The organism is Acidovorax sp. GW101-3H11, from assembly GCF_001633105.1.
Taxonomy (GTDB): domain Bacteria; phylum Pseudomonadota; class Gammaproteobacteria; order Burkholderiales; family Burkholderiaceae_C; genus Acidovorax.
Map to the genome: position 1 here is coordinate 221,723 of NZ_LUKZ01000001.1, position 15,210 is coordinate 236,932.

A 15,210-nucleotide genomic window follows, 5' to 3' on the forward strand; every position below is an offset into this window, starting at 1 on the left:
TTGTCCCCGGCTGCAATGAGCCAGCTGGTTGATGACTACTGCTGTCAGGCGATCTTGAAACGTGCCACCGATTGGCGCAGTTCTTCGGCCATGTGCGACAACTCGCGCACCTGTTGTGCCGTGGTGCGGGTACCTTCACCCGTTTGCTCGGTCACCGCAAAAATGTGCTGGATGTTGTCGGCCACTTCGTTGGCCAGAACGGCTTCGCGGGAGGTAGAGGACGAAATCTGCTCAATCAGTTCAGCAAGGCGGCGCGACACGCGGTCAATTTCGGTCAGTGCGGTACCGGCGGAGTCGGACAGGCGGGCCCCTTCCACCACACCCTGCGTGGAACGTTCCATAGCGGCCACGGCATCCTGGGTGTCGGTCTGAATGGCCTTCACGAGTGCCGAGATCTGGCGCGTAGCGTCTGCGGAGCGTTCAGCAAGGCGCTGCACTTCTTCCGCCACCACCGAGAAGCCGCGACCGGCTTCACCAGCGGACGCTGCCTGGATGGCTGCGTTCAGCGCCAGCACGTTCGTCTGCTCGGTAATGTCAGAGATCAGCTCGGTGATTTCACCGATCTCCTGCGACGACTCGCCCAGGCGTTTGATCCGCTTGGAGGTGTCCTGAATCTGGTCGCGGATGGAGTTCATACCACCGATGGCGTTCTGCACGGCCTGCAGACCCGAGTCGGCAGCTTGCAGCGATTGGCGGGCCACAGTGGCCGACTCTTGGGCTTGTGTGGACACTTCGTTGATTCGGGTCGCCATGTCCAGAACGGAGCGGCCGGTTTCGCGAATTTCGCGCAACTGCTCGGTCGATGCGGCCAGCAGTTCGGTGGAGGTGTTGTCCACCTGCGCCGTCGTCTGCGCCACACGGGTTGCCGTGTTCTGCACGCTGCCCACCAGCTGGCGCAGTTCTTCCACCGTGTAGTTCACCGAGTCGGCAATGGCGCCCGTGATGTCTTCGGTCACCGTGGCTTCTTGCGTCAAGTCACCTTCAGCAACCGACTGCAGTTCGTTCATCAAGCGCAAAATGGCGGCCTGGTTGGCGTCGTTGACGCGCTTGGCTTCCTGCTCCTGGCGCTTGGCGTCTTTTTGCTGCGTTTCGGCAGCCGCCTGGCGTCCACGGCTGTCCAACAGCTGAACGCGCGAAATGCCGATACCGCACAGCAGCACGAACAGACCTGCCAGCGCCAGGGCGGCGAACTGGCCGGCACCCAGACCGGTCTGGGCAGACAGCTTGCTCTGCAGGCCTTCCAGCTGGCGGCGCAGCGGCTCGCTGTCGGCAATGATCGCGGACTGGGCTTCACGGGCAGACACCAGGCCTTGCAGGTTGCCCAGAATGGCGCTGGCCTGGGTACGGGTCTGCTCATAGAGCTTGACCAGGGCTTCGAGTTGTTCGCGGGTCTGGGCGTCCTTGGTAGCGGCCAGGCGCAGCTCCGGGCTGCCGTCCAGCAGGCCCTGTGCGATTTCCTTGAAGGAGTTCAAGTCCTTGCCCAGCAAGAACACGGCCTCGGGACTCACGCCTTCCATGGTCTGGAATTCGTTGGCCGACTTGCCGATACGCTGGGTCAACATCACCAACTGACCAGCGGCAGAAATTTCAGCGGCCGGGGCGTTCTGCTGGAGCTTCAGCGAGGACACGGTTTCGGCGATTTCCAGCAGGTCGGACGACTGGCGGTTGATGGTGCGCAGAGCGTCACCCACCTGGGTCAGGATCTTCTGCTGGCCCATCACCACACTGGCGTTGCGCTCGGCGCGTTCCATCAGGGGGTTGACGGCATCCAGATCCGGCTTGAACGGCTCGCCCAGCGACTGCACACCCAGTTCGCTGTCACCCGCATTCAGGGCGCGCACGTTGCGCGCCAGCACGCCCGAGCTTTCCACCACGTCCGGGAAGGCCTGGGGGCTGCCCACCAGGGCCTGCGACACCGACTTGGCCAGACGTTGCGACTGCATCAGCGATTGGCCGGTCGAAGCCAGCTGTTGTGCAGACCGATCCGCCTGCTGCAGCACCCAGAACGCAATCGCGCCCAGCACCAGCACACCCACCAGCAGCAGGGCCAGCAGACGGCGTTGGTGGCCTGCGGCCGTGGATCGCCCCAGCAAGGGCAGGGAAATCAGTTCTTCGTCCGTTTCCGAAGCCGCCAGCTCGGAGGGGTAACCATCCGGGTCCCCCTGAACGCTGTTCATGGCCTCTGCCTGGTAGGCGTCACGCAACTGCGCGCCATCCAGGGCGCCCGTGGCCAGGACATCCTGCCCATCGTCCGCCGTGCCGGCGGCCGCGCCTGCATCCGGCGTAGCGGGTTTCCGGTTGAACAGTTTTCCAAATTGATTGACGACGGACATGGTGCAGCCTTACAGAAAAACTCAAGCACTGATGCTCAGGAATGCGGGATGTTGGGACAGGATCTGCAGGTTCAGCTCCTGCCAGCGTGTGCCGCTGGAATCGATATAGGTGGTGCCGAAGAAGTTGGGCGCGTCTTCAGCCGGTGGCTCGGACGACACAAAGGCGTCGGTTCCGCGCAGGCCCGCGAGGCGGTCCACCAGCAAGGCCGCGTTGACATCCAGCGCGGCATTGAAGGCCAGCAGGCTGGACTCGGCCAGGGCCTGCTCGGTGCGGGGTGCTGCCGATCCCAGCAGGCCCGCCAGATCCACAACACCCACCAGACCGCCACGCAGGTTGGCAACGCCCAGAAACCAGCTCTGGGTGTAGGGCACAGCCTGGACGGAGGCCCAGGGGAAAATCTCCCCGGACTGCCCCAGGGGCAACAAGTAGAAACTCCCGGCGGACTCGACAGCCAGCCAGGATGACACAGAGGTCCCTTCGGTTCTTGCAGCCTGCAGGCGGCTGGCAAGTCGGGTCTGCAACTCTCGCAGGGCTTCGCGGTTGGCCATGAGCGCGCCGCAGCCTCAGTTCAGAGCGTCGATTTTGGCCTGCAACTCGGCGGGGTCCACCGGCTTGGTGATGTAGCCGCGCGCGCCCTGACGCATGCCCCAGACACGGTCGGTTTCCTGGTTCTTGCTGGTGCACATGATGATCGGCACATCGGCATACAGCGGGTCGCGGGTAATGGCACGCGTGAGCTGAAAACCATTCTGGCCAGGCATGACCACGTCCATCAAAATGAGGTCGGGCTTTTCTTCAGCGAGGCGGCGGAATGCTTCGTCGGCATTTTCTGCAGTACGGACTTGCATGCCTTTTTTCTGAAGCAGGTCCGTCAAAAACATCAACTCGGTCTTCGAGTCGTCGACGACCAATACTTTCTGAATGGGCATTACATGGCTCCTTGTTGGGAATTGCCAAACTGTTGAACTGCTTGCAACAGCTGGTCTTTGGTAAATGGCTTGGTGAGATATTCCTGGCAGCCGACCATGCGCCCACGCGCCTTGTCGAACACGCCGTCCTTGGAGGACAGCATCACCACCGGAGTATCTGCAAAACGGGCGTTGCGCTTGATGATGGCGCAAGTCTGGTACCCGTCGAGCTTGGGCATGAGGATGTCGCAGAAAATCAGCTGAGGCTGGTAATCGTTGACTTTGGCCAAAGCATCAAAGCCGTCGTCTGCCAACAAGACTTCGTGCCCCCCCTGCTTGAGAAAAATCTCGGCGCTTCGACGGATGGTGTTGCTGTCATCCACCACGAGCACTTTGAAAGATGCGCCTGTTGTAGTCAATTGTCACTGCTCCCGATGGAGAAAATAAACAACGCCGCAGCAAGTGGTGCTGAAGCGTCTCAGATCTGAACCATCTCGAAATCTTCCTTGCGGGCGCCACATTCAGGGCAGGTCCAATTCATGGGGACCTGATCCCAGGGCGTGTTGGGTGCAATGCCGTGCTCAGGGGACCCCTCTGCCTCGTCATAAATCCAGCCGCAAATCAAACACATCCAAGTTTTAGAGTCGGTCACAGCTTAAAGGGCCTTCACATAGAATGCAACGATTGTATCTAGTCATCTCCATGGGCTGCGGCTTCGGTGCCACCCCTCAAGCAGGATCTGGTCCATGACCATCAAAGCGTCTCCTCCCCCCTCAGAAATCACAGAGATCGACGATGACGGTGCGGAGGAAGCAAGCCCTGCATGTGTGCTTGTCTTCAATGCCAGCGACCCCAGCGGCGCAGGCGGGCTGACCGCCGACATCACCACGATTGCATCCGTCGGCGGGCACCCCATTGCCGTGGTCACAGGCGCCTACGCCCGCGACACGGCAGAGATTTTTGACCACTTCGGCTTTGACGACGAGGCCGTGGCCGAGCAGGCCCGGGCGGTGCTGGAAGACCTCCCGGTCCAGGCCATCAAGGTCGGCTTCGTGGGCAGCCCCGAGAACATCAGCACCATCGCCGAAATAACCACAGACTATGACGAAGTCCCGGTGATAGCGTACATGCCCAACCTGTCCTGGTGGCGTGACGAGCTGATCGACGAGTACCTGGACGCCTTCCGCGAATTGTTGCTGCCCCAGACCTCAGTGTTGGTTGGAAACCACAGCACCCTGTGGCGCTGGCTGCTGCCGGACTGGAGCGGCGAGCGCAACCCCACCGCCCGCGACATCGCCCGGGCTGCGTCCGAAATGGGCGTGCCCTACACCCTGGTCACCGGCATCCCGCTGCCCGAGCAGTTTGTCGAGAACGTGCTGGCTTCTCCCCAGACCGTGCTGGGCAGCGGCAAGTTCGAGCTGTTTGACGCCACGTTTGCAGGCGCGGGCGACACCCTTTCGGCCGCACTCACCGCCCTGGTGGCGGCGGGCAACGACCTGGGCGAAGCCACCAGCGAGGCGCTGAGCTACCTGGACCGCTGCCTGGACGCCGGTTTTCGCCCTGGCATGGGCCACATCGTGCCCGACCGCATGTTCTGGGCCCAGCCCGAGGACGACGAGTCCGGCGCGGAAGAAGAAGAAGAAGAAGAGACTCCGATCGACGAAGCACAGGCCCTCGAAGGCTTTGTGATGCCTCCCCATGACACCAAACACTGACCTCAACATCCCCCTGTTCGAACGCGCCAAGGCGCTCATCCCCGGCGGCGTGAACTCGCCCGTGCGGGCCTTCAAGGCCGTGGGCGGCACACCCCGTTTCGTGAAACGTGCCCAAGGCGCCTACTTCTGGGACGCCAACGACCAGCGTTTCATCGACTACATCGGCTCTTGGGGCCCGATGATCCTGGGCCACGGCCACCCCGCCGTTCTCGAAGCCGTGCAGAGCGCGGCGCTGGAAGGCTTCAGCTTCGGCGCGCCCACCGAGCGCGAGGTGGAGCTGGCCGAGGAAATCCTGGGCCTCGTGCCCTCCATGGAGATGATCCGCCTCGTCAGCTCGGGCACCGAAGCCGGGATGAGCGCCATCCGCCTGGCGCGCGGCGCCACGGGGCGCAGCAAGTTCATCAAATTCGAAGGCTGCTACCACGGTCACGCCGACTCGCTGCTGGTCAAGGCCGGATCGGGCCTGGCCACCTTTGGCAACGCCACCAGCGCCGGCGTGCCGCCCGAGGTGGTGCAGCACACCATCGTGCTCGAATACAACAACGTCGCCCAGCTCGAAGAAGCCTTTGCCCTGCACGGCAAAGAACTGGCCTGCGTGATGATCGAGCCCATCGCGGGCAACATGAACCTGGTGCGCGCGAGCGTGCCCTTCATGAAGCGCTGCCGCGAGCTATGCACCGAACACGGCGCGCTGCTGGTGCTCGACGAGGTGATGACCGGCTTCCGCGTGGCGCTGGGCAGCGCCCAAAGCGTGTACGCCAAGAGCATCCCGGGTTTCAAGCCAGACCTCACCGTGCTGGGCAAGGTGATTGGCGGCGGCATGCCGCTGGCAGCCTTTGGCGGCCCGCGCGCTATCATGGAACACCTGGCGCCCCTGGGCGGGGTGTACCAGGCGGGCACGCTGTCGGGCAACCCGGTCGCCACGGCTTGTGGCCTGGCCACGCTGCGCGAGATCAAGAAGCCTGGCTTCTTTGATGCGCTCTCGGCCCGCACCCGCTCGCTGGTCGATGGACTGGCCGCAGCCGCTGCTGCCGAAGGCGTGCCCTTCAGCACCGACTGCGAAGGCGGTATGTTCGGCTTCTTCCTGATGCCCGAGCTGCCCCAAAACTACGCCCAGGTGCTCCAAACCGACAGCGCGCGCTTCAACCAACTGTTCCACGGCCTGCTGGACCGGGGGGTCTACATTGCGCCGGCGCTGTACGAAGCGGGGTTTGTGAGCGCCGCCCACACGGCCGACGACATTGCCGCCACCGTGGCAGCCGCCCGCGAAGTGTTCAAAACACTATAAAAACGATAGCTATCAGCGATTACCCATAGCGCGGTAACTGCCTTTTTTATTCATATTTCCAGCAACAAGGCAGTCACAACAGCCCGCGCAGCTCCCGGGCTGCGTCTTGCAGCAGCGGCAGCATGTCGCGCTGCAGGCTGCCTTCATCGATCTGCTTGGGCGACGCCACCACGTTGAGCGCCGCCACCGTGTGGCCCTGCAGGTTGCGCAGCGGCACGGCCAGTGCGTGCACGCCCAGCTCGTGCTCTTCCACCGCCAGGCAATAGTCATCGCGCCGCGCCTTGGCAACCACCTGCCGCAGCGGCCCCACCTGGGTGATGGTGTGGGGCGTGAGGCGTTGCAGCGTGTGGCCCTTGAGCCATTGCGTAAGTTCCACCGGCGGCAACGCCGCCAGCAGCACCCGCCCCGTGGACGTGGGGTGCGCGGGCAGCCGCGCGCCCAGGTGCAGGCCATAGGCCAGCACGCGCGATGGTGCGCCATACACCCCGCTGCGCGCCACGATCACCACCTCGTTGCCATCCAGCACCACGGCCGAGAAGGACTGCTGCGTCTGCGCCGCCAGCCGGTTCAGCGTGGGCTGCAGCACCCGCGGCAGGCGGGCGGAGGCCAGGTAGCTGCCTGAAAACCGCAGCACCTTGGGCGCCAGCCAGAAGTAGCTGCCATCCGTCTCCAGATAGCCCAGGTGCGCCAGGGTGAGCAGATGCCGCCGGGCAGCCGCCCGCGTGAGCCCGGTGCGCTGCGCAGCCAGCGTGGCGTTAAGCCGCTGGCGCTCGGTGTCGAAGCTCTCCAGCACAGCCATGCCTTTGGCCATGCCTTCGATGAAGTCCGCCTTGGCGATGGGGGCAGCTGCCTGCACGATGGTCATTGCGCGATGATCGCACAACACAATCGACAATCGCACGCAACCGCCACGATGGCCTGCTCTCTTGACGCAGATCAACCTACGCTTCGCAGCATCGAACTTCACGAGATTGCCCCACCATGCGTACCCAGGTTGCCATCATCGGCGCAGGCCCCGCCGGCCTGCTGCTCGGCCAGTTGCTCTACAAATCCGGCATTGACGCCGTCATCATCGAACAGCGCAGCCCCGACTACGTGCTGGGCCGCATCCGCGCGGGTGTGCTGGAGCAGGTCAGCATGGACCTGCTGGACAAGGCCGGTGTCGGCGCCCGCGCCCATGCCGAGGGCCTGCCGCACGACGGCATCGAGCTGCTGTTCAAGGGCGCACGCCACCGCATCGACCTGCACGACCTGACCGGCGGCAGCCGCGTGACGGTGTACGGCCAGACCGAAGTGACGCGTGACCTGATGGATGCGCGCGCAGCGGAAGGCCTGACCACCGTGTACGACGCGCAGAACGTGCAGGTGCACGATTTCGACGGCCAAAGCCCCCGCGTGACTTACCAGAAGGACGGTCAGACGCACGAGCTGGCCTGTGACTTCATCGCCGGCTGCGACGGCTACCACGGCGTGTGCCGCGCCAGCGCCCCGGCCGACCTGCTCAAGACCTACGAACGCGTGTACCCCTTTGGCTGGCTGGGCGTGCTGGCCGATGTGCCGCCCGTCTCGCACGAGCTGATTTATGCCAACACCGAACGCGGCTTTGCGCTGTGCAGCATGCGCAGCGCCACGCGCAGCCGCTACTACGTGCAGGTGCCCAGCACCGACAAGATCGACAACTGGACCATCGACCAGTTCTGGGCCGAGCTGGGCAACCGCCTGGACCCCGAGGCCCGCGCCAACCTGGTCACCGGCCCGGCGCTGGAGATGAGCATTGCCCCGCTGCGCAGCTTTGTGGCCGAACCCATGCGTTTTGGCCGCATGTTCCTGGCGGGCGACGCGGCCCACATCGTGCCGCCCACCGGCGCCAAGGGCCTGAACCTGGCCGCCAGCGACGTGGGTTACCTGTGGACCGCCCTGACCGAGTTCTACACAGAGAAGTCCGCCGTGGGCATCGACACCTACTCCGACCGCTGCCTGCGCCGCGTGTGGCGCGCCGAGCGCTTCTCGTGGTGGTTCACCTCGCTGATGCACCGCTTTCCCGAGACCGGCGAATTCGGCCAGAAGATCCAGGAGGCCGAGCTGGACTACCTGGTGAACTCACGGGCTGCCTCGGTGTCGCTGGCGGAGAACTACGTGGGGCTGCCGATGAATTTCGGAACCTGAACCTCACCTCCACCCTGACAACGGGCATAAAAAAAGCGGCTTCCTTGGAAGCCGCTTTTTGTTGGGTGCCCGCCGCCGGTGGGATCAATGGCGGAAATGGCGCACGCCGCTGAAGACCATGGCCACGCCGCGCTCGTTGGCCGCGTCGATCACCTCGTTGTCGCGCATGGAGCCGCCGGGCTGGATGACGCAGGTGGCGCCTGCATCGACCACCACATCGAGGCCGTCGCGGAAGGGGAAGAACGCGTCGCTCGCCACCACGGTGCCCTGCAGCGACAGGTTGGCGTGCCCGGCCTTGATGCTGGCGATGCGAGCCGAGTCCAGGCGGCTCATCTGGCCCGCGCCCACACCCATGGTCATGCCGCCCTTGCAGAAGACGATGGCGTTGCTCTTGACGTACTTGGCGACCTTCCAGGCGAACAGCAGGTCTTCCATTTCTTCCAGCGTGGGCTGCTTCTGGGTCACGACCTTGAGGTCGATGAGCGATAGCTCGTGGTTGTCGGCGGTCTGCAGCAGCAGGCCCGAGCCGATGCGCTTGGCGTCCATGGCGTTGCGGCCGCGTTCCCAGTCGGTCTTGCCTCCGTGTGTTGGCAACGCGATCTTGAGCAGGCGTACATTGGCCTTGGCCTTGAAGATCTCCAGCGCCTCGGCCGTGAAGTCGGGGGCCATCAGCACTTCGACAAACTGCTTGCTCACCTGCTGGGCGGCAGGGCCGTCCACCACGCGGTTGAACGCGATGATGCCGCCGAAGGCGCTGGTGGGGTCGGTCTGGAAGGCCTTGCTGTAGGCGCTCAGCGCGTCCAGGCCCACGGCCACGCCACAGGGGTTGGCGTGCTTGACGATCACGCAGGCGGCGGCGTCAAAGCTCTTCACGCATTCCCACGCCGCATCAGCGTCAGCGATGTTGTTGTAGCTCAGTTCCTTGCCCTGCAGTTGCACGCCAGTGACCAGCGAGCCGGGCGCGGGGTGCAGGTCGCGGTACAGCGCGGCCTGCTGGTGGCTGTTTTCGCCGTAGCGCAGATCCTGTACCTTGGTGAAAATGCCGTTGCTCTGGCCGGGGAACTGGGTGCGCGTGGGCACATAGGTTTCCGACAGTTTTTCTTCTTCGAACGTGACGGACGAGAGGTAGTCGCTGATCGCGCCGTCGTACTGGGCGATGCGGTTGAACGCGGCCACCGACAGCGCGAAGCGCAGCTTGTCGCTCAGTTTTCCATTGGCCTTCAACTCGGCCAGCACCGCCTCGTACTGGTCGGCCGAGGTGATCACGCCCACGTCCTTCCAGTTCTTGGCGGCGCTGCGCACCATGGCGGGGCCGCCGATGTCGATGTTCTCGATGGCGTCGGCCAGCGTGCAACCGGCCTTGGCCACGGTGGCTTCAAACGGGTAGAGGTTGACCACCAGCAGGTCGATGGTGTCGATGCCGTGTTGCTTCAACGCGGCCATGTGTTCGGGCAGCTCGCGGCGCGCCAGCAGGCCGCCGTGCACCTTGGGGTGCAGCGTCTTCACGCGGCCGTCGAGCATTTCGGGGAACTGGGTGACTTCGGCCACTTCGGTCACGGGCAGGCCCTTGTCGGCCAGCAGCTTGGCGGTGCCGCCGGTGGACAAGAGCTTGATGCCCAGCGTGTGCAGCGCTTGAGCAAATTCGACAATGCCGGTCTTGTCGGAGACGGAGAGGAGTGCGTTCATGGCAGTGGTGGTGGGGAGGTTTTGAATAAAAAAGGGCCCTTGCGCCTGTCCATCAAGGGCTAGTAGCTATAAATTAGATAGCAATCAGCACAACAGCGTCAGAGCAGCTTGTGCTCGACCAGCTTCTTGCGCAAGGTGTTGCGGTTCAGGCCCAGCCATTCGGCGGCGCGCGACTGGTTGTTGTCCGCATGGGTCATCACCACTTCCAGCAGCGGCTTTTCGACCACACGCACCAGCATGTCGTACATGCCATCGGGCGTCTCGCCGCCCAGGTCGCGGAAGTAGCCCTGCAGGCTCTCGCGCACGCATTCTTCTATGTGTTTCTTGCTCATGCAGCCAATCCCTCTTGTTCTTCTGGTTCTGCGTCCACGCCCGTGGCGGCAGGCAGCCGGTCCATCTGCTGCCCCAGGGCATCCAGGTGGTCGGCCACGGCCTGCCACTGTGTGGTGCAGTCTTCGATCGTATTGATGTGTTGCCTGAAGGCCTCGCCGCCCGGCAGCGCGCGCAGGTACCAGGCAATGTGCTTGCGCGCACTGCGCACCCCGGTCAGCTCGCCGTACAGGCTGTAGTGGTCGTGCAGGTGGTCCAGCAGCAGGCGCCGCACCTCGGCCACCAGCGGCGGCGCCAGGTGTTCGCCCGTGGCCAGAAAGTGACCGATCTCGCGGAAGATCCACGGGCGGCCCTGGGCAGCGCGGCCAATCATGATCGCGTCGGCGCCGGTGGCGGCGAGCACGTCGCGCGCCTTTTCGGGCGAAGTGATGTCGCCGTTGGCCACCACGGGCACCTTCACCGCCGCCTTGACGGCGGCGATGGTGTCGTACTCCGCATGGCCCTTGTAGCCCTGCTCACGTGTGCGGCCGTGCACGGTGAGCATCTGGATGCCCACACTTTCAAACTGCCGCGCGAGCTGCACGGCGTTCTTGTGCTCCTGGCACCAGCCGGTGCGCATCTTCAGCGTGACAGGCACATTGAAGGGCGCACAGGCCTCCACCACCGCAGCAGCGATCTCCACCGCCAGCGCCTCGTTCTGCATCAGGGCGGAGCCCGCCCATTTATTGCAGACCTTCTTCGCCGGGCAGCCCATGTTGATGTCGATGATCTGCGCGCCGCGTTCCACGTTGTAGACCGCCGCCTCGGCCATCATCGGTGCATCTGTGCCTGCGATCTGCACGGCAATGGGCCCCGGCTCCCCGTCATGGTTGGCCCGGCGCGAGGTCTTGAGACTGTTCCACAGGTCCTTGCGCGAGGTCACCATCTCGCTCACCGCATAGCCCGCGCCCAGCGCCTTACACAGCTGGCGAAACGGCCGGTCGGTGACGCCCGCCATCGGGGCGACGAACAACCGGTTCGCCAAAGGAATGTGGCCGATCTGCATGGGAGGGGTGCGGGAGGGGGCGACAGCGAATGCTGAAAAAGGAGGCGGGATTGTACCTGCTCAAAATTTCAGCAAATGAAATGCTCCGGCAACGCTGGCTATCCCCGCGCAGGACCCCATTGGCGATGCACAAAAAGACTTTGAACAGGTGCTAGCGGGCCGCGAGATCGGCGCCATCGGCGGGCTCAGGGATGGCGTCGCCATGGCGCTGCGCAAAATGCCACCAGGCGTCCGGCAGGTTGTCGAACTGGTGGCGCGCCATGAGGGCGTGCAGCCACTGGCGGTTGTGCACCACGTCCGGCGAATGGCCCGGTGCCGTGACCGATGCCCCGGCTTGAAAGTTGCCGGATGGCGTGCCCATGTCCACCACCTGGCCGTCGGCCAGCGGCCCGCGCACCACCTGGCGGGCCTTCATGCCATCGACCACCAGCACCTGCACCACCCAGCCACCAGGGGCCTGGCAGGTGGCTTGCAGCGCCAGCCCCTGGGCCCGCAGCGCATGGGCAACGCGCCCGAGCTCTGCGCGGGTGGCAGGGTCGTCCCGGCACAGCGCCCTGTCTTGCCCGGTGCTGACCGCCACAGCGGGTCCGCCCGCCCCGGGGGCCCCGGCAGCGGGCACCGCCGCCTGCGGGTGGTGCGCACAAGCCGCCAGCAGCAGGGCCAGCGTGCCCCCTGCGCAGCCCGCCACGCGGGGCCAGGGGGTGAAACAGCTGGAGCGGCCGAAACGCAGGCGGGTGATGGGAGATGCAGCTGTGGCGGGCATGGGGTGCTCCTGTCGCGGGGTTCGGGGGTGACAAAGCTGCACCTTACAAAACCCCTGCAGCCTCGCCCATGCCTGGATAGCGCGGACCACTGTAGGACAGCGCCCCGGTGCCCCGCGTCCCCATCGGCCGGTAGCCGCGCCCTACACTCCCCCCATGGAAATCTGGATGCACCAGCTGCTGGAATGGCTGGCCCTGCCGCAATTCGGCCTGAGCACGGTCTTTGTGGTGTCGTTCGTGTCGGCCACGCTGCTGCCCATGGGGTCGGAGCCCGCCGTGTTTGGCCTTGTCAAGCTCAACCCGGACTTGTTCTGGCCCGCCATCGCCGTGGCCACCGTGGGCAACACGCTGGGCGGCGGCGTGAGCTGGTGGATGGGCCTGGGCGCACACCGGGCCGTGGACCGGGCACGCGGCAATGCCACGGAGCTGCGGGCGCTGAACTGGCTTCAGCGTTTTGGCCCGCGCGCCTGCCTGCTGAGCTGGCTACCGGTGGTGGGCGACCCGCTGTGCGCCGTGGCGGGCTGGCTCAAGCTGCCCTTCTGGCCCTGCCTGGCCTACATGGCGGTTGGCAAGTTCATGCGCTACCTGGTCATGACCACGGCGCTGCTGTACTTGATGCCGGGGCACGTGGGGGCATAGCAATGCTGGGGGCGCCCTCCCTCGGCCGGGCTACAGAAAAGCGTGGCCGCTGTGTTCTGAGAGCAGGGAGTCGCCCTTGGCGATGGGCTCTTCCACCACCACCTGGTTGCGGCCGCCCTCCTTGGCCATGTACATCGCCGTGTCTGCACGCGAGAAGAACTCCAGCACCGACTCGCCCAGCACGTACTGCGTCACGCCAATCGACACCGTCACGCGGCCCTTGAGCAGGCCCGTCCAGGCATGCGTTTCCACCTGGGCGCGGATCCGCTCGCAGGTGTTGAGCGCGGGCAGCAGCGAGGTGGCAGGGAAGATCAGCAAGAACTCCTCGCCGCCGTAGCGCCCGAACAGGTCGCCCCCCCGCACCCCCTGCTGCGCAATGCGTGCAAAGGTGCGCAGCACCTCGTCCCCGCCCAGGTGGCCCAGCTCGTCGTTGATGCGCTTGAAGTGGTCGATGTCCAGCACGGCCAGGCACAGCGGGATGCCACTTTCGTCGGCCAGCTGTTTCTGCTCCTCCAGAGCGGCCAGGATGTAGCGGCGGTTGAAGCAGCCCAGCAGCGTGTCGCGCTGCGCGTCCTCCTGGATGTTCTTGATCTTGCGGCTGGCCCGGTACAGGCTGCGGTACAGGTGCTGCACCCGGCCCATGAGCACAATGAATGCGGGCACCGACACCGCCAGCGCCAGCAGGTGCAGCAGCTCCAGGCGCAGCAGCGCGGCATTGTGCTGCTGGTTGTGGTGCAGCCCGATCACCGCCGCATAGGCCACCAGCACCACGGCCGTCAGCGCCAGCAGCGTGCGGCGGGGCACCGWAAAAATGCCATACGCCACCGCCACAAACATGAAGGGCGCGAACAGGATCTGCGTGACAGGGGCGAGATAGAACACCACCAGCATGCCGCCAATCGCGGTGGACACAATGGCCAGCTGCAGGTGCCGCAGCCGGATCTTCTGCTGCACGTCGGTACGCAGCACAACCCAGAAAGCCACAAAACCCACCACGGCCATCGCCGCCAGCACCGCCAGGGCTTCGCCCGCCACCATGTCCAGGGCATAAAAGCCCACCAGGGCCAGGGCGTAGAGGCTGATCAGGCCACCGACGGCCCACCACTTCTTGCGCTCATGCCAGTCCCCCCGGGGCCCCAGGCCGTCCACTGCACGGCGCCCGGGCCGCACAGCGGCGGAGGCCGCAGACGACGAGTCGTCGAACTCCAGCACGGCGTCCGTCAGGGGAAAGGCGTCCGTCGCCGAGAACAGATTTTTGCGTGCAAAGAACATGCGGGGGCAGGCACAGGCCTGGGTTTGTTCGGAAAACAGGGGGCCGAATGGCAAAGGGCCCAGGCGCGGATGCGCAGCACCGTGCAGACAATCCCTTGGAACCGCGCGCGATCTTACGTGGAACTGACACAAACAATCTGCGCGTTTTCCAGTAGCGCCACCGCCCGCCCTGCCCCGTTCAGGCCGGCACCACCCGCTGGCGCATCCACCAGCCTTCCAGGCTGTAGACCACCAGTGCCCCCCAGATCAGCACAAAACCCACCAACCGCGCGGGCTCGAAGGCTTCGTGAAAAATCCAGACCCCCAAGGCGAACTGCAGGCTGGGCGAGATGTACTGCAGGATGCCCAGCGTAGACATCGGGATCAGGCGCGCGCCCGCTGCGAACAACAACAGGGGCACGGCCGTCATGGGGCCCGCCAGCACCAGCCAGCCGATGGTGGCGGCGTCGCCTTGTACAAGGGCCCCCTGCCCTTGCCAGGCCCACCACCCCAGCACGGCGGCCGCCACCGGCGCAAGCATCAGGGTTTCCAGCGCCAGCCCTTCGAGCGCGCCCAGCACGGCCACCTTGCGCAGCAGGCCATAGAACCCAAAGCTCAGCGCCAGCACCAGCGCGATCCAGGGCAGGCGCCCGGCTTGCAGCGTGAGCCAGAGCACACCTGCAGCCGCCACGGCCACGGCCAGCCACTGGCCCGGGCGGGGGCGCTCATGCAAAAACACAAAACCCAGTGCCACATTCACCAGCGGCAGGATGAAGTAGCCCAGGCTGGCATCGACCACATGCTGGTTCTGCACGGCCCACACATAGGTCAGCCAGTTGCCGGACAACAGCACCGCCGACAACGCAAAGGCCCCCAGCACGCGGGGCTGGCGCACCACGGCGGCCATCCAGGCCCAGTGCCTGCGCACAGCCAGGAGCCCCAGCACCACCACCAGCGACCACAGCGTGCGGTGCATCACGACCTCCAGCGAGGGCACATCCGCCACCTGCCGGAAGTACAGGGGGAACAGGCCCCAGGCGATGTAGGCGAGCGCGGCGTAGAGAATTCCGGTGTTCATGGGCAAACC

The 15,210-nt window shown here is 65.0% G+C and carries 16 protein-coding genes; 4 read left to right on the forward strand and 12 right to left on the reverse strand.

Translation table 11 applies throughout. The features are described 5' to 3' along the window. Window positions 1-44: 44 nt before the first annotated feature. The 5 genes from A1D30_RS00945 to A1D30_RS00965 are packed head-to-tail and all read right to left on the reverse strand — an operon-like array spanning window position 45 to window position 3,894. Entirely contained in the window at window positions 45-2,333 is a 2,289-nt protein-coding gene (locus tag A1D30_RS00945) for a methyl-accepting chemotaxis protein (protein WP_063458945.1), read from the reverse strand. 21 nt (window positions 2,334-2,354) lie between these two features. Continuing rightward, a complete protein-coding gene (locus A1D30_RS00950) occupies window positions 2,355-2,882 on the reverse strand; it encodes a chemotaxis protein CheW (RefSeq protein ID WP_063458946.1) in 528 nt (175 codons plus the stop codon). 15 nt (window positions 2,883-2,897) lie between these two features. Continuing rightward, window positions 2,898-3,263: a response regulator gene (locus A1D30_RS00955; protein WP_010459520.1), complete on the reverse strand. Its 366-nt coding sequence runs from the start codon at window positions 3,261-3,263 to the stop codon at window positions 2,898-2,900. Further along, window positions 3,263-3,661 carry a response regulator gene (locus tag A1D30_RS00960; protein WP_005796099.1) on the reverse strand — a complete coding sequence of 133 codons (399 nt, stop codon included), beginning with the start codon at window positions 3,659-3,661 and terminating at the stop codon, window positions 3,263-3,265. Before A1D30_RS00960 ends, A1D30_RS00955 begins: the two co-directional genes overlap by 1 nt. 59 nt (window positions 3,662-3,720) lie before the next feature. Further along, complete coding sequence (locus A1D30_RS00965) at window positions 3,721-3,894, reverse strand: rubredoxin (protein ID WP_082836248.1); 174 nt, start codon at window positions 3,892-3,894, stop codon at window positions 3,721-3,723. Window positions 3,895-3,988: 94 nt separating this feature from the next. Between A1D30_RS00965 and A1D30_RS00970 the strand changes: the two genes are divergently transcribed. Together A1D30_RS00970 and hemL are read left to right on the forward strand one after the other, a co-directional pair. Continuing rightward, window positions 3,989-4,957 carry a bifunctional hydroxymethylpyrimidine kinase/phosphomethylpyrimidine kinase gene (locus A1D30_RS00970; RefSeq protein WP_063458948.1) on the forward strand — a complete coding sequence of 323 codons (969 nt, stop codon included), beginning with the start codon at window positions 3,989-3,991 and terminating at the stop codon, window positions 4,955-4,957. Next, window positions 4,941-6,245 (forward strand): glutamate-1-semialdehyde 2,1-aminomutase, encoded by a 1,305-nt coding sequence (hemL, locus tag A1D30_RS00975; RefSeq protein ID WP_063458949.1) that lies wholly within the window; start codon window positions 4,941-4,943, stop codon window positions 6,243-6,245. The genes A1D30_RS00970 and hemL overlap by 17 nt, the downstream gene beginning before the upstream one ends. 73 nt (window positions 6,246-6,318) lie before the next feature. On the opposite strand, the gene A1D30_RS00980 is transcribed toward hemL, so the two are convergent. Next, window positions 6,319-7,110 carry an IclR family transcriptional regulator C-terminal domain-containing protein gene (locus A1D30_RS00980; RefSeq protein WP_063458950.1) on the reverse strand — a complete coding sequence of 264 codons (792 nt, stop codon included), beginning with the start codon at window positions 7,108-7,110 and terminating at the stop codon, window positions 6,319-6,321. Between the two features lie 116 nt (window positions 7,111-7,226). Between A1D30_RS00980 and pobA the strand changes: the two genes are divergently transcribed. Beyond that, entirely contained in the window at window positions 7,227-8,411 is a 1,185-nt protein-coding gene (gene pobA, locus A1D30_RS00985) for a 4-hydroxybenzoate 3-monooxygenase (protein WP_063458951.1), read from the forward strand. An 84-nt stretch (window positions 8,412-8,495) separates the two neighbouring features. Here the strand turns inward: pobA and purH are convergent, their stop codons facing one another. The 4 genes from purH to A1D30_RS01005 form a co-directional block, all read right to left on the reverse strand. Next, window positions 8,496-10,097 carry a bifunctional phosphoribosylaminoimidazolecarboxamide formyltransferase/IMP cyclohydrolase gene (purH, locus tag A1D30_RS00990; RefSeq protein ID WP_063458952.1) on the reverse strand — a complete coding sequence of 534 codons (1,602 nt, stop codon included), beginning with the start codon at window positions 10,095-10,097 and terminating at the stop codon, window positions 8,496-8,498. A 98-nt stretch (window positions 10,098-10,195) separates the two neighbouring features. Next, a complete protein-coding gene (locus tag A1D30_RS00995) occupies window positions 10,196-10,429 on the reverse strand; it encodes a Fis family transcriptional regulator (protein WP_063458953.1) in 234 nt (77 codons plus the stop codon). Beyond that, complete coding sequence (gene dusB / locus A1D30_RS01000) at window positions 10,426-11,472, reverse strand: tRNA dihydrouridine synthase DusB (protein ID WP_063458954.1); 1,047 nt, start codon at window positions 11,470-11,472, stop codon at window positions 10,426-10,428. Before dusB ends, A1D30_RS00995 begins: the two co-directional genes overlap by 4 nt. Before the next feature lie 151 nt (window positions 11,473-11,623). Then, window positions 11,624-12,235 carry a M15 family metallopeptidase gene (locus A1D30_RS01005; RefSeq protein WP_082836249.1) on the reverse strand — a complete coding sequence of 204 codons (612 nt, stop codon included), beginning with the start codon at window positions 12,233-12,235 and terminating at the stop codon, window positions 11,624-11,626. 154 nt (window positions 12,236-12,389) lie between these two features. On the opposite strand from A1D30_RS01005, the gene A1D30_RS01010 reads away from it, so the two are divergent. After that, entirely contained in the window at window positions 12,390-12,872 is a 483-nt protein-coding gene (locus A1D30_RS01010) for a YqaA family protein (RefSeq protein WP_063458955.1), read from the forward strand. A 30-nt stretch (window positions 12,873-12,902) separates the two neighbouring features. Here A1D30_RS01010 and A1D30_RS01015 read toward each other — a convergent pair whose 3' ends face one another. Together A1D30_RS01015 and rarD are read right to left on the reverse strand one after the other, a co-directional pair. Next, window positions 12,903-14,144 (reverse strand): GGDEF domain-containing protein, encoded by a 1,242-nt coding sequence (locus A1D30_RS01015; protein ID WP_063458956.1) that lies wholly within the window; start codon window positions 14,142-14,144, stop codon window positions 12,903-12,905. Window positions 14,145-14,322: 178 nt separating this feature from the next. After that, window positions 14,323-15,201, reverse strand: a complete 879-nt coding sequence (rarD, locus tag A1D30_RS01020; protein WP_063458957.1) for an EamA family transporter RarD — start codon at window positions 15,199-15,201, stop codon at window positions 14,323-14,325. Window positions 15,202-15,210 lie beyond the last annotated feature (9 nt).

Excerpts from the sequence above, each read along its gene's own strand:
- dusB (WP_063458954.1), bottom strand. The coding sequence starts at position 11,472 with ATGCAGATCGGCCACATTCCTTTGGCGAACCGGTTGTTCGTCGCCCCG.
- A1D30_RS00995 (WP_063458953.1), bottom strand. The coding sequence starts at position 10,429 with ATGAGCAAGAAACACATAGAAGAATGCGTGCGCGAGAGCCTGCAGGGC.
- A1D30_RS00955 (WP_010459520.1), bottom strand. The coding sequence starts at position 3,263 with ATGCCCATTCAGAAAGTATTGGTCGTCGACGACTCGAAGACCGAGTTG.
- A1D30_RS00950 (WP_063458946.1), bottom strand. The coding sequence starts at position 2,882 with ATGGCCAACCGCGAAGCCCTGCGAGAGTTGCAGACCCGACTTGCCAGC.
- rarD (WP_063458957.1), bottom strand. The coding sequence starts at position 15,201 with ATGAACACCGGAATTCTCTACGCCGCGCTCGCCTACATCGCCTGGGGC.
- purH (WP_063458952.1), bottom strand. The coding sequence starts at position 10,097 with ATGAACGCACTCCTCTCCGTCTCCGACAAGACCGGCATTGTCGAATTT.
- A1D30_RS01010 (WP_063458955.1), top strand. The coding sequence starts at position 12,390 with ATGGAAATCTGGATGCACCAGCTGCTGGAATGGCTGGCCCTGCCGCAA.
- A1D30_RS00970 (WP_063458948.1), top strand. The coding sequence starts at position 3,989 with ATGACCATCAAAGCGTCTCCTCCCCCCTCAGAAATCACAGAGATCGAC.
- A1D30_RS01005 (WP_082836249.1), bottom strand. The coding sequence starts at position 12,235 with ATGCCCGCCACAGCTGCATCTCCCATCACCCGCCTGCGTTTCGGCCGC.
- A1D30_RS00980 (WP_063458950.1), bottom strand. The coding sequence starts at position 7,110 with ATGACCATCGTGCAGGCAGCTGCCCCCATCGCCAAGGCGGACTTCATC.
- pobA (WP_063458951.1), top strand. The coding sequence starts at position 7,227 with ATGCGTACCCAGGTTGCCATCATCGGCGCAGGCCCCGCCGGCCTGCTG.
- A1D30_RS00945 (WP_063458945.1), bottom strand. The coding sequence starts at position 2,333 with ATGTCCGTCGTCAATCAATTTGGAAAACTGTTCAACCGGAAACCCGCT.
- hemL (WP_063458949.1), top strand. The coding sequence starts at position 4,941 with ATGACACCAAACACTGACCTCAACATCCCCCTGTTCGAACGCGCCAAG.